Raw genomic sequence first — 18,782 nt, 5'->3', positions numbered from 1 at the left:
GCCGAATAAGGAGGCTAAATGCGTACAGTCATTTTCGATCTGGACGGCACTTTGGCGGATACATCGGGCGATTTGCTGGCCGCGGCGAACCATTGTTTTCGCGAAATGGGGCATGGTGACGTGCTGGTCCATGGGCAGGATTCTGGTATCGCGCTGCGCGGTGGGCGCATGATGTTGACCCATGGGCTAAAACGCGTCGGTGCCTTTGATGAGGATACGGTCCACGCCTATTACCCGGTGCTGCTTGAAGCTTATGCTCAGGATATCGACACCCATACCAGCTTTTACCCGGGCGCGTTGCAGGCGGTTGAGATGCTTAGCAACGCGGGATACGGTGTTGGCATATGCACGAACAAACCGGAGCATTTGGCTGAATTGTTGCTGACCCGCATGGGTGTGCGAGACCTTTTTGCTTCGTTGGTCGGGGCAGATACGTTGCCGGTCCGCAAACCTGACCCAGCCCCGCTGCGTGAAGCGGCACGTCGCGCTGGGGGCGACCCTGATTTTTGCGTGCTGATCGGAGACTCGGATACGGACCGCAACACCGCCAAAGCCGCAGGTGTTCCGTCGGTCCTCGTGACCTTCGGCCCGTCAGGGGACGACATGGCGGCATTGGAACCCGAGGCCTTGCTGCATCATTTTGACGATTTACCTTCCCTTGTGCCTGCCTTGATTGGTGCGGCGGCGTAACGTCTTGACCGAACCTTGTCGGAGCCTCAGAACGAGATCATGACCGAAAAATTCTCAGGCAATTTCACGCAGCAGGAACCCCTTCCCGAGGACGCGATTGAGGCGGCTTTGGCCGTTCTGCGCCACGGGCGTTTGCATCGCTACAACGTAGCGGCAGGTGAATTGGGGGAAACGGCCCTGCTGGAGCAGGAATTCGCTGCGCAGATGGGCGCAAAATACTGTCTGGCTGTGTCGTCTGGCGGCTATGCACTGGCTACCGCCCTTCGCGCGGTTGGGGTTCAACCCGGTGATCCGGTGCTGACCAACGCCTTCACGCTGGCCCCGGTGCCGGGGTCGATTGCTTCGGTTGGTGGGCGGGCCATCTTTGTGGGTGTGACGGAAAGCCTGACCATCGATTTGGATGACCTTGAGCGCAAGCTGGGGCAGGCGCGCGTGCTCATGCTCAGCCATATGCGGGGTCATCTGTGTGACATGGACCGACTTATGCAGATGTGCGACGCCGCCGGGGTGATCGTGATTGAAGACTGCGCGCATACGATGGGCGCGGCCTGGCGCGGCCAGTTGTCGGGGCGGCAGGGCGCAATCGGCTGCTATTCCTGTCAGACGTACAAGCACGTCAACTCGGGTGAGGGCGGTTTGCTTGTCACCGATGACGAAGAATTGGCGGCCAAAGCCACGATGCTGTCAGGGTCCTACATGCTATACGAGCGCCACCTGGCCGCGCCGGGGCCCGAGGTGTTCGATCGGATCAAATACACCACGCCAAACGTTTCCGGTCGCATGGACAATTTGCGGGCTGCGATCCTGCGTCCGCAATTGCGGGATCTGGACCGTCAAGTGGAGCGTTGGAATGAGCGCTATCGCGAGATCGAGACCGGGCTGCGTGGAACACCGGGCCTGACCATGGTTGAGCGGCCCGAGGAGGAAACCTATGTAGGGTCTTCGATCCAGTTCCTGCTGTTGGATTGGTTGCCCGAACGGATCGCCGACGTGATCAGCCGTTGCGCGGCGCGTGGGGTCGAGCTGAAATGGTTTGGGGGGGCAGAGCCAACCGGGTTCACGTCACGGTATGACAGTTGGCGCTATTTCGACAGTGAGCGTATGCCGGAAAGTGATCGAGTTCTGGCTGGTGTCATGGACATGCGTGTACCTCTGACGTTTTCATTGGAAGACTGCCAATTGATTGCGCGCATTATCCGGGCCGAGGTGGGTGCGGTCTATCAGTCGTAACCATGCGGAGTGCGTCTGCGGCGCACGCTCAATATTTTGCAACGCCGCCCCTGTTGGGCGGCGTTTTGCTTTGGGGTGCTCACAAAGATTGACCGGGCACGAATTCGCTGATACTGATTTATTGAACACTTGTTCATTAACGCGGAGGGAGGACGCAGATGTTCATGGCCACGATGAAGTTCGATCTGGGTGAGGATGTGAATGCCCTGCGCGAGATGGTGCATCGCTGGGCACAGGAACGGGTCAAGCCCATGGCGGCCGAGATCGACCTTAACAACGCCTTTCCGAACGAGTTGTGGAAAGAGATGGGAGAGCTTGGCCTTTTAGGTGTGACCGTACCCGAGGAATATGGCGGTGCGGGTATGTCCTATCTGGCGCACACCATCGCGGTCGAAGAGGTCGCGCGGGCCTCGGCATCGGTTTCCCTGTCATACGGGGCCCATTCAAACCTCTGCGTGAACCAAATCAAGCTGAACGGCAGTGAGGAGCAGAAGCAGAAATACCTGCCGCGCCTGATCTCGGGTGATCATGTCGGTGCGTTGGCCATGTCGGAACCTTCAGCCGGGTCCGACGTCGTGTCGATGAAGTTGCGGGCGGAGAAGCGGAACGATCATTACCGTCTGAATGGCAATAAATACTGGATCACCAACGGACCGGACGCAGATACTCTGGTCGTTTACGCCAAGACAGATCCGGATGCCGGGTCAAAGGGTATCACGGCCTTTCTGATCGAGAAAGAAATGAAAGGGTTCTCGACCTCACCTCATTTCGACAAGCTGGGGATGCGCGGGTCGAACACGGCTGAACTGATCTTTGAAGACGTCGAGGTGCCGTTCGAGAACGTGCTGGGCGAAGAGGGTAAAGGCGTTGCCGTGCTCATGTCGGGGCTGGACTATGAGCGTGTGGTCCTGGCTGGGATCGGTACGGGTATCATGGCCGCTTGTCTGGATGAGGTGATGCCTTATCTGGCCGAGCGCAAACAGTTCGGCAAACCCATCGGCAGCTTCCAGTTAATGCAAGGCAAGATCGCCGACATGTACACGGCGATGAACTCGGCGCGGGCGTATGTGTACGAGGTCGCCAAGGCGTGTGATCGGGGGGATGTGACGCGTCAGGATGCGGCGGCGTGTTGCCTTTACGCTTCGGAACAGGCGATGGCGCAGGCGCATCAGGCGGTTCAGGCGCTGGGTGGGGCAGGCTTTCTGTCCGATGCGCCAGTAAGCCGGATCTTCCGTGATGCCAAGCTGATGGAGATCGGCGCGGGCACCAGCGAGATTCGCCGGATGCTGATTGGTCGTGAGCTGATGGCTGAAATGCTCTGAACACAAAAAACGCCCTGCGGACGAGGGAACCGCAGGGCGCTTGAAAGACAGGATCAGAACTTATGGACGTAGGAAACGCCGACAAGGAACGGATCGATTTCCGCGTTGCCGATATTGGTGCCGTTCAGCGAAACGTCCGAGTCGATGTCGAACCAACGTACGTTCAGACGGACCGCGCCATTGTCGCTGACCATGTAGTCCAGACCGGCCTGCAGCGAAACACCGAAGGAGTCATCGACCTTGAGATCGCCCAGAGCGGTCTGTTCGTCAAAGAAGATGGTGTAGTTCAGGCCGGCACCAACAAAGGGTTTCCACGCGCTATTGGTCGGGAAGTGATAGTTCACCGACAGGGTGGGCGGCAGGTGCTTGACCGTAGCCGCATCAACACCGCCCAAAGCGATTGTGTGTTTGAACGGGGTTGCGGCCAGCAGTTCGATACCCAGATTGTCACGGATAAAGTATTCAGCGGTGAAGATCGGGCGCGTATCTGCGTCGATAGTGGCAGGTGCACCTGCAATCGTGCCGTTGTCGGATTTCGGGTCCAGATAACCCACACCGACGCCGACGGTCCAGTCACCTTGCGATTGAGCAAACGCAGGGGCGGCCATCGCAATCAGCGCGGTGGACAGGGTCAATGCGGCGAGCTTTTTGGTCATTGTTTTGCCTTTGGTTCTGTTGATGCGTCTGACGTCGCAGAACAGAGCCTTGAGCACTCTGATCTGCATCAAGTTCCTGTGAAAGCTGGTGGCGACGAGATTCAGGGAAGTGACAGAAAAATAAGGAAAATTTGCCGTGCTAACCCCTGAGCGCATACCGGGTTTGCGCCCAGGGGGCGGCTGGGACCTGCCGGATCGGCTCAATATGGCGCAGCAATGCCTGCGCCATGCAAAAGATCAGGTGGCGGTTGTTGATCTGACTGATCCGGATGCCCGCAGTGTGACCTATGGCCAACTGGACCAGATGGCGGATGGTCTGTCCCGCGCGCTGTTGCGCCGCGTACAGCCAGGAGATCGCGTCGGCGTGTTGCTCAGCCAGTCCCCGTGGTGCGCCGCAGCTCATCTGGCGATCTGGAAAATCGGGGCGATCTCAGTTCCGCTGTTCAAACTGTTCAAACAGGATGCCCTGCGGTCGCGGGTCGGCGATGCTGGAGCCAAAATTGTGCTGACCGATGCCGAGGGCGCTGAATTGCTGGGCGATCTGGCCGAGGCTCTGATTGCATCTGAAATAGGCGAGGCGGGCCCATCCCTGCCGTTCGCCGACACAGGCCCCAATGATCCTGCGGTGCTGATCTATACTTCGGGCACCACCGGCAGCCCAAAGGGGGCTTTGCACGGGCACCGGGTGCTGACAGGGCATCTGCCGGGTGTCTCGATCAGTCATAACCATTTGCGTGGGGGCGATTGCCTGTGGACACCGGCGGATTGGGCATGGATCGGCGGTTTGTTCGATGTGTTGATGCCGGGCCTGGCGCTTGGTATTCCCGTGGTCGCGGCGCGGCTTGAGAAATTCACGCCCGAAGCCTGCGCCGGTATTGTTGCGCGCGGCGGAGTGCGCAACGTGTTTTTTCCGCCCACGGCCTTGCGAATGCTGAAAGCGGCAGATCAGGGCATTCCCGGCCTTCGCTCGGTCGCGTCCGGGGGCGAGCCCTTGGGGGCCGAGATGCTGGCCTGGGGGCAAAAGGCGTTTGGTCTGACGGTCAATGAGTTCTACGGCCAGACCGAATGTAATATGGTCGTGTCCTCTTGCGCCGAGGATTTCCCAGTGCAGCCCGGTTACATCGGCAAACCGGTGCCGGGGCATGAGGTGGCGGTGATCGATGAGAAAGGCAATCCAACGACCGAGGAAGGCGACGTGGCGATCCGGCGCGGCTCGGCTTCGATGCTGCTGGAATACTGGAACAGGCCCGAGGCGACGGCTGAGAAATTCCGAGGCGATTGGTTGATCACCGGAGATCGCGGCGTTTGGGAGGGTGAGTTCCTGCGCTTTGTTGGTCGCGATGATGACGTTATTACCTCAGCCGGATACCGTATTGGCCCTGCCGAGATCGAGGATTGCCTGCTGACCCACCCAGCGGTGGCGACCGTAGGCGTGGTCGGAAAGCCCGACCCGCTGCGGACCGAGATCGTCAAGGCGTATGTGGTGTTGAAACCGGGGGCTGTGGCGTCGGCGCAGGAGTTGCAGGATTGGGTCAAAGACCGTCTGGCGCATTACTCCTACCCGCGTGAGGTGGCGTTTCTGGAGGAACTGCCGATGACGGTGACGGGGAAGGTGATCCGGAAGGAACTGAAGGCGCGTGCGGCGGGGGAGGTATCGTGACAAATAAAACTCAAACAGCTGGATTTCCCGTTTTAGATCTCATTGATCAAATGGATGTTCGTTTCTATCGCGAGTTCGATCCTTTTTACTTTTGGACGGTTGCAGAATGCGTTCATTCCGCGAAGCATGCCTCTGTAAAGCTTGTCGATAAAAACACGTCGGAAACACTGAGCAACCATGAGCTCATGCAAAGGATTGAGAGGTCTCGGGAAAACTATTCGCTTTACTCGTCGTACTTGGTGCGAGCATTGCGCTACTTTTGCTCAGAAACCTTTATGCTTTTGCTTTTTTCCCAAGTTGGAAAAAATCCTTTTGCAAGGGTTGCTTCGGTAAAACGAGGAGAAAGGCTCTTCAATGCAGTCCGAGAAATCTCGCTCGGCAACGTACCCGATGGGTATTCAGCCAGTACTTCTGGCAGACCCTTGGCCTTTGAGGAGTGGCTTTCGTTCCGGGCTTTCGGTTCACCAAATACCTTAGCCGACTACGATGATGAAGCACTGTTTCAGTTAGTGAGAGAGGAAGCTTCACTAGTTTGCGAAAGAGGAGCCATCAATGCTTTCAAACATGGGAAAGCAGTTTCATTCGGTAGAGGGCTCTCGCTGGCAATTGCAGGCAACGATGGCGAGTTTAACACAATAAACGAAGTTTTTGACGGTTTGAATTGGGTAGATTGGTTTGAAGATCAAAAGAACAATCGGCTTTCAATTTCATTCGGAACAGAAGAATTGACGCCTGAAAAAGACAAAAAACGAATTTTTGCTACGTGTTTGCTAATGGATGCAATCGTCGAAGTCCGAAAGGCAGAGATAGATGGAAGAAATGAAATGACGTTGCAACTACCTTTTGATTTTCCGAAAGGCTCAGCTGTCAAGCGACAAAAGTTTAAGTTTGATCTTGGAGGCGAGAAGAAGAAATGAAACTCACGTCCAAAGCGATGCCCACGTCCGAAGGCTTCAAGACAAACCGCGCGGCCCATCTCGACGCGCTGGCCCAAATCTCAGCTGCTGCCGAAGCGGCCCGCATGGGCGGGGGCGAGAAATCCCGCGCGCGGCATGAATCACGGGGCAAGATGCTCCCCAGACGCAGGGTCGCGAACCTTTTGGACGCGGGCTCTCCGTTTCTGGAAATCGGTGCTACGGCGGCGCATGGGATGTATGGCGATGCCGCGCCTTGTGCTGGGGTGATCGCCGGCATTGGCCGGGTGCAGGGGCGTGAGGTCATGGTGGTCTGCAACGACGCCACCGTAAAGGGCGGCACGTATTACCCGCTGTCGGTCAAGAAACACCTGCGCGCGCAGGAGATTGCCGAGGAAAATCATCTGCCCTGCATCTATCTGGTCGATAGTGGCGGTGCGAACCTGCCCAATCAGGATGAGGTCTTCCCTGACCGCGACCACTTTGGCCGCATCTTCTATAATCAGGCGCGGATGAGCGCGAAGGGGATCGCTCAGATCGCGGTGGTGATGGGGTCGTGTACGGCGGGCGGGGCTTATGTGCCCGCGATGTCTGATGTGACGATCATCGTGAAAGAGCAGGGCACCATTTTTTTGGCCGGGCCACCTCTGGTTAAGGCCGCGACAGGCGAGGTCGTCAGTGCCGAGGAACTGGGTGGAGGAGACGTCCACACCCGCTTGTCCGGCGTGGCGGATTATCTGGCCGAGGATGACACGCACGCGCTGGCGCTCGCACAGCGGGCCGTGGCGTCGTTGGGCGGTGCCGGGCTGAAGCCCGGCCTACAGTTTGAATCCCCTGAAGAGCCTGCTTACGACCCCGAAGAGATTCTTGGCGTCGTCCCCGCCGATCTGCGCACGCCCTACGACATCCGCGAGGTCATTGCGCGGCTGGTCGATGGCTCTCGGTTCGATGAGTTCAAACCGCGCTTTGGCGACACGTTGGTGACTGGGTTCGCCCATGTCAAAGGCTGCCCGGTCGGCATAATTGCCAACAATGGTGTGTTATTTTCCGAAGCCGCTCAGAAGGGCGCGCATTTTGTGGAGCTGTGTTCGCAGCGAAAGACGCCGATCGTGTTCCTACAGAACATCACCGGCTTCATGGTCGGACGGAAATACGAAAACGAAGGCATCGCCCGGCACGGGGCCAAGATGGTGACGGCGGTGGCCACGACTTCGGTGCCGAAGATTACCATGCTGGTGGGCGGCTCGTTCGGGGCTGGGAACTATGGCATGGCCGGTCGGGCCTATCAGCCAAGGTTCTTGTGGACATGGCCGAACTCGCGGATTTCGGTGATGGGTGGTGAGCAGGCGGCAGGGGTTTTGGCCACAGTCAAACGTGACGGGATCGAACGGCAAGGCGGCACATGGTCGGCCGAAGAAGAGGCCGAGTTCAAACGCCCAACGCTGGAGATGTTCGAAGAACAATCGCACCCGCTCTACGCTTCGGCGCGACTCTGGGATGACGGCATCATCGATCCGCGAAAGTCGCGCGACGTACTGGCCCTGTCGCTGAGTGCGGCGCTGAACGCACCTATTGAGGAGACACGTTTCGGCGTGTTCAGGATGTAAGATGAGCGTGAGCTTGAAAACCCTTACGGCCCGCTATCCCGGCGCTCAGACATTCAAATTTGGCGATAACGCAGCGCTGAGCGCTGAACTGTTGGCATTGGTTCGCAGTGGCCGCAAAACAGCGACCTGCGACGCGCTGAGCAACTATCCTGATGGTAGCTCTGAAATGCCCAAGCGGGGTCGCCGCGATATTGCGCTGAACTGGGACGATACACCGGCATTGGTCATTGAAACCGTGGATGTTTCAATTCAGCGGTACTGCGATGTGACCGAGGATTTCGCTTTGGCGGAAGGCGAGACTGAAACGCTCGAAGAATGGCAAGACCATCATCGTCGCTATTTCCAACGAAACGGTGGGTTTGATCCCGAGATGAAACTCGTGTGCGAACGGTTTCGACTGGTGGAAGACTTGGCCTTGGAAGGGTGAAAAAGATGTTCAACAAAATCCTGATTGCCAACCGGGGAGAGATCGCCTGCCGCGTCATAGAAACCGCTCAGAAGATGGGCGTGTCCTGCGTGGCGGTGTATTCGGATGCGGACGCCGCGGCCAAGCATGTGCAGATGGCGGATCAGGCCGTGCATATCGGCGGTGCGGCCCCGGCTGAGAGTTATCTGAAAGGCGATTTGATCATTCAGGCCGCGTTGGATACGGGCGCGCAGGCCATCCATCCCGGCTATGGGTTTCTGTCCGAAAACCCTGATTTCGTGGATGCGGTTGAGGCTGCGGGGTTGGTTTTCATTGGCCCGTCAGCGGATGCAATCCGCAAGATGGGCCTGAAAGATGCCGCCAAGGTTCTGATGGAGCAAGCTGGTGTTCCGGTGGTTCCAGGCTATCACGGTGACAATCAGGACCCTGAACATTTGGCGGGCGCAGCGGATACCATCGGGTATCCCGTTTTGATCAAAGCCGTTGCAGGCGGTGGCGGCAAGGGGATGCGTCTTGTCGAGCGGCCCGAGGATTTCGCGTCTGCTTTGGACAGCGCCCGTGGCGAGGCTAAAACCGCGTTCGGCAACGACGCAGTATTGGTCGAGAAATTCGTCGCCAAACCGCGCCATATCGAGGTGCAGGTTTTTGGCGATGGCACCCATGCGGTGCATCTTTTCGAACGAGATTGTTCATTGCAACGGCGCCATCAGAAAGTGATCGAAGAAGCTCCGGCCCCTGGCATGACGCCTGAGATGCGCGAGGCTATGGGGCAGGCGGGCGTGCGTGCAGCCGAGGCGATTGGCTACAAGGGCGCGGGCACGGTCGAATTCATCGTGGACGCCTCGGACGGCCTGCGCCCCGACAGGTTCTGGTTCATGGAGATGAACACGCGCCTGCAGGTGGAACACCCCGTGACCGAAGCGATCACCGGCGTCGATCTTGTCGAATGGCAGCTACGCGTCGCGGCGGGCGAGACCTTGCCGAAGCAACAGGAAGACCTGTCAATTCAAGGGCATGCCTTCGAGGCACGGCTTTATGCGGAAGATGTTCCGAAAGGGTTCCTGCCTGCGACGGGTACGCTGACGCATCTGAGTTTCCCATCGAATTGTCGCGCTGACAGTGGCGTGCGGGCCGGGGATACGATCAGTCCTTGGTATGACCCGATGATTGCCAAAGTGGTTGTGCACGGGCCGACCCGCTCTGTCGCACTTGAGACGTTGCACCGTGTGTTACAGCAGACCGAAGTGGCGGGTACTGTAACAAACCTTGCCTTCTTGGGGGCGCTGACCCGTCATGCGGGGTTTGCCTCGGGCGATGTGGATACGGGCTTGATCGGGCGGGATCTTGAGACATTGGTTCAAGAGCCAGAACCTTCGGTCGTGGCAGTTGTTGCAGCTGCGATGACGGCCTTGAACCTTGTGGACGTTGAACCGGAAACTGGGTTTTCGCTCTGGGCACCGTTGCATCGGGCCGTGCAACTGTCGGATCGGGGCGACGTTTTGGATCTGGACGTGCAAGTCGACGGGCCAGATCGTCAGATTTGGCAGATTGGAGAGGATCGCGTCTTGGCCGAGCGGACCTCGGATCGCTGGGCGCTGAATGGTGCGCCTGTGCCTCGGGTTTCTGTCAACGGATCGACGCTGACCGTGTTCTCGGACTATGGCCGCAGCTTCGACCTGATCGACCCGCTGGACAGGGATGCCAGTGCTACAGGCGACACCAACGTGATCGAGGCCCCGATGCCAGGTCTGGTCAAAGCGGTTTTTGCGACAGCGGGGCAAGCGGTGCAAGAGGGTGATCGCCTGGCCATTCTTGAGGCAATGAAGATGGAGCATTCCCTGCTGGCGGCGCGTGACGGCGTTGTGGCCGAGGTGTTGGTCGAAGAGGGTACTCAGGTCGAGGCCGGGGCAGCGCTGGTGCGTTTGGAGGAAGAGTGATCTGTACCCGCACCGCCGCACGTGGCACGGTCGGGCAATCCGTAGTGGAATGTGAATAAGCCGGGAGGAGCGCAGACATGGGTGATCAGGTCGAGATTTATGAGGTAGGGCCGCGCGATGGGCTGCAGAACGAAAAAAATGAGATACCGGTCGCTGACAAGGTTGCTCTGATCAACAGCCTCAGCCGGGCCGGGTTCCGCCGGATTGAAGCCGCAAGCTTTGTGTCCCCAAAATGGGTGCCGCAGATGGCCGGGTCGGCACAAGTTCTGGCCGGGATCAACCGCGCGGATGGAATCCGCTACGCGGCGCTAACGCCCAATATGCGCGGGTATGAGGATGCGCTGGCGGCCAAGGCCGACGAGATTGCCGTGTTTGCTTCGGCTTCCGAGGGTTTTTCCAAAGCCAATGTCAACGCGTCAATCGAGGAATTGATTGAGCGGTTTACGTCGATTCTTGAAGCAGCGCGCCACATCGACCTGCCGGTCCGTGGTTACGTCTCTTGCGTGACCGATTGCCCCTACGATGGTCCGACCCCGCCCGAGAAGGTGGCCGAGGTTGCAGATAAATTGTTTGCTCTGGGCTGCTACGAGGTCTCGTTAGGCGATACGATCGGGCAGGGGACGCCCGACAAGATCGCTCATATGCTTTTGGCGGTGCGTGAAAGAGTTCCAGTAACGCGGCTGGCGGGGCATTTCCACGACACCAATGGACGTGCAATTGACAATATCGATGCGGCGCTGGCGCTGGGCGTGCGCGTGTTTGACGCGGCCGTGGGCGGGTTGGGCGGTTGCCCTTATGCGCCGGGGGCTGAAGGCAACGTGGCGACCGAAGCCGTCGCCGCCCATTTGCAGAGACTTGGATACGAGACGGGGCTGGATCTGGCTGTGATTGAAGAAGCTGCACGGATGGCAAAGGCGCTAAGAGGCTGACATGTTTGAAACACTCGCGATTGCGACCGATTCACGTGGTGTCGCCACTCTGACTCTGAATCGGCCAGAGAAGCACAATGCCCTGTCAGGTCTGATGATCACCGAATTGACCCAAGCCGCAGGACAGTTGGGTCAGGATGCTGATGTTCGAGTAGTTGTCCTTGCGGCGCATGGCAAAAGCTTTTGTGCTGGTGGTGATCTGGGTTGGATGCAGGACCAGATGGCAGCGGATAAAGCGACGCGCTTTACCGAGGCCCGCAAGCTTGCCGAGATGTTGCAAGCCCTGAATACGATGCCCAAGCCCTTGATCGGGGTATTGCAAGGCAACGCCTTTGGCGGTGGCGTTGGGATGGCGGCTGTCTGCGATGTCGCCATTGGCGTCGACAGCCTGAAGATGGGATTGACGGAAACGCGGCTGGGTCTGATCCCGGCAACAATCGGGCCATACGTCACCGCCCGTATGGGTGAGGCGCGCGCACGACGCGTTTTTATGTCGGCCCGTTTGTTTGATGCCGCTGAAGCCGTTGATCTGGGATTGTTGGCGCGAAGTGTATCAGCGGATCAATTGTCAGCTGCTGTCGAGACGGAAATTCGACCCTATCTGACCTGCGCACCAGGGGCTGTTGCTTCGGCCAAAGCGCTTGTTCAGAGCCTCGGGCCGCGCATTGACGATGCTGTGATCGATCGAACCATACATGCGCTGGTCGAACGGTGGGAAACCGAAGAGGCGCGGGAAGGGATTTCGGCGTTTTTTGAGAAACGTAGCCCATCCTGGAGCAACACGGGATAAGCGGTCTCTGCTTATTTGTTCTGGAACACCAGCGCTGCGATTCTATGCCGCGCTGTCAAGTGCATGTTTGATGTCGTGGGGCATTGTGTTCTGTTGACCACCTGACCCCGCACGGATAGAGAATGTCCAGTCAACAAGCCAATTGACGGCGCACCCTTTTGGGAGATGCGCAGGAAAGGAGCTATACGTGGAAGACCTGCTGCGGGAGTACCTCCCGATTCTGGTGTTTCTGGCCGTTGCCGTGGGCCTTGGGATCGTCTTGATTCTGGCCGCTGTGGTGCTGGCCGTCCGCAATCCCGACCCTGAAAAGGTCAGCGCATATGAATGTGGGTTCAATGCCTTCGACGATGCGCGGATGAAATTCGACGTTCGGTTTTATCTGGTATCGATTCTCTTCATCATCTTCGATCTGGAAATTGCCTTCCTGTTTCCATGGGCCGTCGGCTTTAAGGACATCAGTGATGTAGGCTTCTGGTCCATGATGGTGTTCCTGGGCGTTCTGACCATTGGCTTTGCCTATGAATGGAAGAAAGGGGCCCTGGAATGGGAGTGATGACGGGTGCAAACACCGCCGGTGTCGACAAAGAAGTTGCCACCCAGGCCCTGAACGCGGAACTGCAGGACAAAGGGTTTCTGCTGACCTCGACCGAGGATATTATCAACTGGGCCCGCACCGGTTCGCTGCACTGGATGACCTTTGGTCTGGCCTGCTGCGCGGTTGAGATGATGCATACCTCGATGCCGCGCTACGATGCGGAACGGTTTGGTATCGCGCCGCGCGCATCCCCACGCCAGTCGGACGTGATGATCGTGGCCGGAACGCTGACCAACAAGATGGCCCCCGCGCTGCGCAAGGTTTACGACCAGATGCCCGAGCCGCGTTATGTGATCTCGATGGGTTCCTGCGCCAACGGTGGTGGCTACTATCACTATTCTTATTCGGTCGTGCGTGGCTGTGACCGTGTTGTGCCTGTGGACATATACGTGCCCGGTTGTCCTCCGACCGCTGAAGCGCTGCTGTATGGCCTGATGCAGCTGCAACGCAAAATCCGCCGTACCGGCACCATCGTCCGCTGAGGAGAGAGCCGATGAGCGAAGCACTCAAAGAACTCGGTGCCCAGCTGGAGCTGAAGCGGGCAGATTGTGTTTTGTCCTGGGATGTGACCCATGACGAGCTGAACGTGGATGTGGCCCCGTCGAACCTGGTGGAATTTGTCGAATTCCTGAAAACCGACCGGTCCTGCCAATTCTCGACTTTGGTGGACATCACCGGTGTCGACTATCCCGAACGCGCCAAGCGGTTCGATGTGGTCTATCACTTCCTGTCGATGTACCAAAACCAGCGCATCCGCCTGCGGGTTTCGATCCGCGAGGAAGACATGGTGCCGTCCATCGTCGACGTTCACCCCTCGGCCAACTGGTTCGAGCGTGAGGTGTTCGACATGTTCGGCATCCTGTTCTCGGGCCACCCCGACCTGCGCCGCATCCTGACCGACTATGGGTTCCGCGGCTATCCGTTGCGCAAGGATTTCCCGACCACAGGTTATACCGAAGTACGGTATGACGAGGCGCAAAAGCGTGTTGTCTACGAACCGGTCAGTCTGGTTCAGGAATATCGGCAGTTCGATTTCATGTCCCCGTGGGAAGGTGCGAATTACATCCTTCCGGGCGATGAAAAGCAGGAAAGCTGACACTGATGATGGAGCGTTGCTGAGATGTTGGGAGAACTGATCATGCTCGGGGCGCTTGGAGTTTTGCTTGCTGGGGCTGCCGCCAAGGCGGCCGAGGCCGAAAAGGTCCGGGTTCGGGCCGAAGCGAAGAAGAAACGAGGGCGGTGATGGACGGCTCAAGATACGATGACGGCAGCACGGACGCGCTGAGCGGAGAACAGAAGATCCGCAACTTCAACATCAATTTCGGTCCGCAACACCCTGCGGCGCACGGGGTTCTGCGTTTGGTGCTCGAGCTGGACGGCGAGATCGTCGAACGCTGCGACCCGCATATCGGCCTGCTGCACCGTGGTACCGAAAAGCTGATGGAAAGCCGGACCTACCTGCAGAACCTGCCGTATTTCGACCGTCTGGACTATGTGGCGCCGATGAATCAGGAACATGCCTGGTGTCTGGCCATCGAAAAGCTGACCGGTGTTGAGGTGCCGCGCCGCGGGTCGCTGATCCGGGTGCTGTATTCCGAGATCGGGCGCATCCTGAACCACCTGCTGAACGTGACCACGCAGGCGATGGACGTTGGCGCGCTGACCCCGCCTCTGTGGGGGTTCGAAGAGCGCGAAAAGCTGATGGTGTTTTATGAGCGCGCCTGTGGTGCCCGCCTGCACGCCGCCTATTTCCGCCCCGGTGGTGTGCATCAGGACCTGCCGCCCGAACTGCTGGACGATATCGAGGCGTGGAGCCACGAGTTCCCCGCCGTTCTGGATGATATTGATGGTCTGCTGACCGAAAACCGCATCTTCAAACAGCGCAACGCTGATATTGGCGTTGTGACCGAGGATGACATTCAGAAATACGGCTTCTCGGGCGTAATGGTCCGTGGGTCCGGTCTGGCATGGGACCTGCGCCGCGCGCAGCCCTATGAATGCTATAACGAGTTCGAGTTCCAAATCCCCGTCGGCAAGAACGGCGACTGCTATGACCGCTATCTGGTGCGGATGGAAGAGATGCGCCAGTCGCTGCTGATCATCCGTCAGGCCATTGCCAAAATCCGAGAATGCCCCGGAGACGTTCTGGCCCGTGGCAAGATCACCCCGCCGAAACGATCGGACATGAAGACGTCGATGGAGAGCCTGATCCATCACTTCAAACTGTATACCGAAGGTTTCCACGTCCCCGCAGGCGAGGTCTACGCCGCTGTCGAGGCCCCCAAGGGCGAGTTCGGCGTCTATCTGGTCGCCGACGGCACCAACAAGCCTTACAGGGCCAAACTGCGCGCGCCGGGCTTCCTGCACCTGCAAGCCATGGACCACGTTGCCAAAGGCCACCAACTGGCCGACGTCGCCGCCATCATCGGCACCATGGACGTCGTATTTGGAGAGATTGACCGCTAATGCTCCGCCGTCTTCACCCCGAACAACCCGAAAGCTTCGCCTTCACCGCTGCCAACCAGCAATGGGCCGAAGCGCAGATGACCAAGTACCCCGAAGGCCGTCAGGCCAGCGCGGTGATCCCGCTGCTGTGGCGCGCGCAGGAGCAGGAGGGATGGCTGTCCCGCCCGGCGATTGAATCCGTTGCCGACATGCTGGGCATGGCCTACATTCGCGTGCTTGAGGTTGCGTCCTTCTACTTCATGTTCCAACTACAACCGGTTGGTTCGGTGGCGCATATTCAGGTGTGCGGCACGACCTCCTGTATGATCTGCGGGGCCGAGGATCTGATTGCAGTTTGCAAGGAAAAGATTGCCGTCAAGCCGCATGAGCTGTCCGCTGATGGCAAGTTGAGCTGGGAAGAGGTGGAATGCCTCGGCTCTTGCACCAATGCGCCGATGGCGCAGATCGGCAAGGATTACTACGAAGACCTGACGGCTGAGAGTTTTGGTAAGATCATCGATGATCTGGCCGCTGGAAAGGTACCGACACCCGGACCGCAGAACGGGCGCTATGCGGCTGAGCCGTTGAAGGGGCTGAGCAGTCTGTCGGAATATGAAGCTGGCAAGCCGCAATACAACGCAAGCGTTGAGCTGGCGACGGATCTGGGCGACACGGTCAAGCGCATCGACGGCACCGAAGTGCCGATCCTGACGCCTTGGTTGGGCAAGGATGGCAAGCAGGCCGGAGCCTCGGCTGCGGCGAAGCCTCCCAAAGCATCAGAGCCGGCGAAACCGGCGGTGAAGCAAGCGGAAGAAGCGAAAGCCAAGGCTGAGCCGGAAGCTGTCAAAGAAGACGCGCCCAGAACGCTGACCGAGGCGCGTGGCGGGTTGCCGGACGACCTTAAGCTGCTGAAGGGTGTGGGACCGAAGCTGGAAGAAACGCTGAATGAGCTGGGTTTCTATCACTACGACCAGATCGCGGCCTGGACACCCGAACATGTGGCCTGGGTTGATGCACGTCTGAAGTTCAAAGGCCGGATCGAACGCGACGGCTGGATCGAACAGGCGGCCAAGCTTGCGGCGGGTGAGGAAACCGAATTCGCCAAACGTGCCAAGGAAGACGGCACCTACGAAGACTAAGCGGATGCCCACCCGGGGCATCAGGGAAAGATGGACAAAGATAAGGAACAGGCCATAGCCCGCAAGGGTCGACACATCGGAGTGGTCATCGCCGTGACCATGCTGATCTGGCTTGGCATGAACCTGTTCATCGGCCCCGCGCTGGGTTTGACCACCCGGCACGCCTTGCTGTTTGATCTCGCTGCCTTGGCGGGTTTCATCTATGCAGGCATCAACATTTTTCAACTCTGGCGCATGCGTCAGGACAGCTGAAGGTAACACGCGATGCTGAAGGATCAGGACCGGATCTTTACCAACATCTACGGGATGCATGAGCGCACGCTGAAAGGCGCACAGGCCCGCGGGCATTGGGACGGCACTGCTGGCCTGATCGAAAAGGGCCGCGACTGGATCATCCAGACGATGAAGGACTCAGGTCTGCGCGGTCGCGGCGGCGCGGGCTTCCCGACGGGCCTGAAATGGTCGTTCATGCCAAAGGAAAGCGACGGTCGTCCGGCTTATCTGGTGGTGAACGCGGATGAATCCGAACCCGGAACCTGCAAAGACCGTGAGATCATGCGCCATGATCCGCATACGCTGATCGAAGGTTGTCTGATCGCCTCTTTCGCGATGAACGCGCATACCTGCTATATCTACCTGCGCGGCGAATACATCCGCGAGCGCGAGGCGCTGCAGGCCGCGATTGACGAGGCTTATGACGCTGGTCTTTTGGGCAAGGACGCCGCTGGTTCGGGTTGGGATTTCGATATCTTCCTGCATCACGGGGCAGGCGCATATATTTGCGGCGAGGAAACCGCCCTAATCGAAAGCCTTGAAGGCAAGAAGGGCATGCCGCGGATGAAACCTCCGTTCCCGGCGGGGGCTGGCCTTTATGGCTGCCCAACCACGGTGAACAATGTGGAATCAATTGCCGTTGTGCCGACCATTCTGCGCCGGGGTGCGGACTGGTTCGCAGGCTTTGGCCGCCAGAACAACGCGGGCACCAAGTTGTTTGCGATTTCGGGCCATGTGAACAACCCATGTGTCGTCGAAGAGGCCATGTCGATCTCATTCGAAGAGCTGATTGAAACTCATTGCGGCGGCATTCGCGGCGGTTGGGACAACCTGTTGGCGGTAATCCCGGGTGGGTCCTCTGTTCCTTGCGTGCGCGGTGAAAACATGCGCGACGCGATCATGGATTTTGATTACCTGCGCAATGATCTGGGCTCGGGCCTTGGTACGGCTGCGGTGATCGTAATGGATAAGTCGACGGACATCATCAAGGCGATCTGGCGGCTGTCGAAATTCTACAAGCACGAAAGCTGCGGACAGTGCACGCCCTGCCGCGAAGGCACCGGCTGGATGATGCGGGTCATGGACCGTCTTGTGCGCGGCGAGGCCGAATTGGAAGAGATCGACATGCTGTTTGATGTGACCAAACAGGTCGAAGGCCATACCATCTGTGCCTTGGGTGACGCGGCCGCTTGGCCGATCCAGGGCCTGATCCGCAACTTCCGGGAAGAGATCGAGGACCGCATCAAGGCCCAGAAGTCGGGCCGCATGGGTGCGATGGCAGCGGAGTAAACCGAATGGAAGCCTTTGCTGAATATTCACACGCCATAGCATCCGTTGTGTTTTTCACGTTGGTGGTTCTGTTTTTGGCCCCGTTTTCTGCGCTGGCCAAGCAGGGCAAGGGACTGGCACCGGGTGCGACGCCTGAACAAGACTACGGTGATCAAGCCTATCGTTTGAACCGGGCCTATCTGAACGGAACTGAAACACTTCCGGCGTTTCTGACTGTTGTAGTTGCAGCAATTTTGCTGGGGGTCAGCCCATTCTGGGTCAACCTTCTGGCGTCAGTTGCTTTGGTTGCGCGCTTGCTCATGCTGGTGGTGCATCTTAGGGGGATCGGCAAGCCGAACAGCGGTCTGCGGTCCGTGCTGTATGTGCTGGGCTGGGCCTGCATGTTTGTAATCGGCCTTATGGCCTTGGTGGCGGCGTTTTAACGGCAAGGCGGCGGTAAAGACTGCAATGAGGGAAAGTATGAAGATCTCGAAGACCCTGGTTGTTGTTCTGGCTTTGGTCAGTGTATCCGCCTGCGGATTGATCAGACCGTCCGAGGACCGGCTTTTGTTCGATGGTCAGGCGTTCCGGACCAAGGCCAAAGCTGTCGATAAGAAGAAGTCGCCCGCCGACTTTACTGTGGTCGTCAAAGGTGTGTCCGCGTCATTGGATGGCGCGCGTGAGGCCGGGCGCCATGAAGGCACAAAGTTCTGTGTGCAAAACTTCGGATCGTCGCGGATTGATTGGAAAGTGGGGCCGGACACGGAACCGCAACAGCTTACCATCGCGGATGATCAACTCACATTTGCAGGAACCTGCAAACGCCCATGATGTCCAGTGTTTTTGCATATCACGACAGGGCGCGTAGGGCGTTATTGCCTAGCAGACGCGCATCCTTT

The 18,782-nt window shown here is 58.4% G+C and carries 21 protein-coding genes; 20 read left to right on the top strand and 1 reads right to left on the bottom strand.

The annotated features are described in order from the left end of the window. The first annotated feature begins 18 nt into the window (after positions 1-18). The 3 genes from ACXADZ_RS11800 (at position 19) to ACXADZ_RS11790 (ending at position 3,242) form a co-directional block, all read left to right on the top strand. Positions 19-690, top strand: a complete 672-nt coding sequence (locus ACXADZ_RS11800; protein WP_475196538.1) for an HAD-IA family hydrolase — start codon at positions 19-21, stop codon at positions 688-690. Positions 691-729: 39 nt separating this feature from the next. Continuing rightward, complete coding sequence (locus ACXADZ_RS11795) at positions 730-1,920, top strand: DegT/DnrJ/EryC1/StrS family aminotransferase (RefSeq protein WP_171092198.1); 1,191 nt, start codon at positions 730-732, stop codon at positions 1,918-1,920. 158 nt (positions 1,921-2,078) lie between these two features. Next, positions 2,079-3,242, top strand: coding sequence for an isovaleryl-CoA dehydrogenase (locus ACXADZ_RS11790; protein WP_475196535.1), 1,164 nt, complete (start codon positions 2,079-2,081; stop codon positions 3,240-3,242). A 53-nt stretch (positions 3,243-3,295) separates the two neighbouring features. On the opposite strand, the gene ACXADZ_RS11785 is transcribed toward ACXADZ_RS11790, so the two are convergent. Then, complete coding sequence (locus tag ACXADZ_RS11785) at positions 3,296-3,898, bottom strand: OmpW/AlkL family protein (RefSeq protein WP_475196532.1); 603 nt, start codon at positions 3,896-3,898, stop codon at positions 3,296-3,298. A 136-nt stretch (positions 3,899-4,034) separates the two neighbouring features. Between ACXADZ_RS11785 and ACXADZ_RS11780 the strand changes: the two genes are divergently transcribed. The 17 genes from ACXADZ_RS11780 (at position 4,035) to ACXADZ_RS11700 (ending at position 18,714) form a co-directional block, all read left to right on the top strand. Next, entirely contained in the window at positions 4,035-5,558 is a 1,524-nt protein-coding gene (locus tag ACXADZ_RS11780) for an AMP-binding protein (RefSeq protein WP_475196528.1), read from the top strand. Further along, positions 5,555-6,475, top strand: coding sequence for a hypothetical protein (locus ACXADZ_RS11775; protein ID WP_475196525.1), 921 nt, complete (start codon positions 5,555-5,557; stop codon positions 6,473-6,475). The genes ACXADZ_RS11780 and ACXADZ_RS11775 overlap by 4 nt, the downstream gene beginning before the upstream one ends. Then, on the top strand, positions 6,472-8,079 hold the full coding sequence (locus ACXADZ_RS11770) for a carboxyl transferase domain-containing protein (RefSeq protein ID WP_475196523.1): 1,608 nt from the start codon (positions 6,472-6,474) through the stop codon (positions 8,077-8,079). Before ACXADZ_RS11775 ends, ACXADZ_RS11770 begins: the two co-directional genes overlap by 4 nt. Position 8,080: 1 nt before the next feature. Further along, entirely contained in the window at positions 8,081-8,506 is a 426-nt protein-coding gene (locus tag ACXADZ_RS11765) for an ASCH domain-containing protein (protein WP_475196521.1), read from the top strand. 5 nt (positions 8,507-8,511) lie between these two features. Continuing rightward, a complete protein-coding gene (locus ACXADZ_RS11760; RefSeq protein WP_475196518.1) occupies positions 8,512-10,443 on the top strand; it encodes an acetyl/propionyl/methylcrotonyl-CoA carboxylase subunit alpha in 1,932 nt (643 codons plus the stop codon). Positions 10,444-10,520: 77 nt separating this feature from the next. Beyond that, positions 10,521-11,372 carry a hydroxymethylglutaryl-CoA lyase gene (locus ACXADZ_RS11755; protein WP_475196517.1) on the top strand — a complete coding sequence of 284 codons (852 nt, stop codon included), beginning with the start codon at positions 10,521-10,523 and terminating at the stop codon, positions 11,370-11,372. A gap of 1 nt (position 11,373) precedes the next feature. After that, positions 11,374-12,162: a crotonase/enoyl-CoA hydratase family protein gene (locus tag ACXADZ_RS11750; protein ID WP_475196516.1), complete on the top strand. Its 789-nt coding sequence runs from the start codon at positions 11,374-11,376 to the stop codon at positions 12,160-12,162. Between the two features lie 187 nt (positions 12,163-12,349). Beyond that, positions 12,350-12,715, top strand: coding sequence for an NADH-quinone oxidoreductase subunit A (locus ACXADZ_RS11745; RefSeq protein ID WP_050602775.1), 366 nt, complete (start codon positions 12,350-12,352; stop codon positions 12,713-12,715). Continuing rightward, positions 12,706-13,239: a NuoB/complex I 20 kDa subunit family protein gene (locus tag ACXADZ_RS11740; RefSeq protein WP_010442777.1), complete on the top strand. Its 534-nt coding sequence runs from the start codon at positions 12,706-12,708 to the stop codon at positions 13,237-13,239. The genes ACXADZ_RS11745 and ACXADZ_RS11740 overlap by 10 nt, the downstream gene beginning before the upstream one ends. A gap of 11 nt (positions 13,240-13,250) precedes the next feature. Then, a complete protein-coding gene (locus ACXADZ_RS11735; RefSeq protein WP_475196512.1) occupies positions 13,251-13,853 on the top strand; it encodes an NADH-quinone oxidoreductase subunit C in 603 nt (200 codons plus the stop codon). Between the two features lie 24 nt (positions 13,854-13,877). Further along, positions 13,878-14,000 (top strand): hypothetical protein, encoded by a 123-nt coding sequence (locus ACXADZ_RS11730; RefSeq protein ID WP_256367953.1) that lies wholly within the window; start codon positions 13,878-13,880, stop codon positions 13,998-14,000. Continuing rightward, positions 14,000-15,223 carry an NADH-quinone oxidoreductase subunit D gene (locus ACXADZ_RS11725; RefSeq protein ID WP_475196509.1) on the top strand — a complete coding sequence of 408 codons (1,224 nt, stop codon included), beginning with the start codon at positions 14,000-14,002 and terminating at the stop codon, positions 15,221-15,223. The genes ACXADZ_RS11730 and ACXADZ_RS11725 overlap by 1 nt, the downstream gene beginning before the upstream one ends. Continuing rightward, positions 15,223-16,341: an NADH-quinone oxidoreductase subunit NuoE gene (nuoE, locus tag ACXADZ_RS11720; protein ID WP_475196507.1), complete on the top strand. Its 1,119-nt coding sequence runs from the start codon at positions 15,223-15,225 to the stop codon at positions 16,339-16,341. The genes ACXADZ_RS11725 and nuoE overlap by 1 nt, the downstream gene beginning before the upstream one ends. Before the next feature lie 30 nt (positions 16,342-16,371). Continuing rightward, complete coding sequence (locus ACXADZ_RS11715) at positions 16,372-16,593, top strand: DUF5337 domain-containing protein (protein WP_475196506.1); 222 nt, start codon at positions 16,372-16,374, stop codon at positions 16,591-16,593. Between the two features lie 12 nt (positions 16,594-16,605). Continuing rightward, positions 16,606-17,904, top strand: a complete 1,299-nt coding sequence (gene nuoF / locus ACXADZ_RS11710; RefSeq protein ID WP_475196505.1) for an NADH-quinone oxidoreductase subunit NuoF — start codon at positions 16,606-16,608, stop codon at positions 17,902-17,904. Between the two features lie 5 nt (positions 17,905-17,909). Beyond that, positions 17,910-18,326 carry an MAPEG family protein gene (locus ACXADZ_RS11705; protein ID WP_171092171.1) on the top strand — a complete coding sequence of 139 codons (417 nt, stop codon included), beginning with the start codon at positions 17,910-17,912 and terminating at the stop codon, positions 18,324-18,326. Positions 18,327-18,363: 37 nt separating this feature from the next. Further along, positions 18,364-18,714: a hypothetical protein gene (locus tag ACXADZ_RS11700; protein WP_171092169.1), complete on the top strand. Its 351-nt coding sequence runs from the start codon at positions 18,364-18,366 to the stop codon at positions 18,712-18,714. Positions 18,715-18,782: the final 68 nt, after the last annotated feature.

Source organism: Ruegeria sp. ABM4_193 (assembly GCF_056158705.1).
The sequence above is the reverse complement of the archived record's forward strand: the minus strand, read 5'-3'. Positions and strand labels throughout refer to the sequence as shown.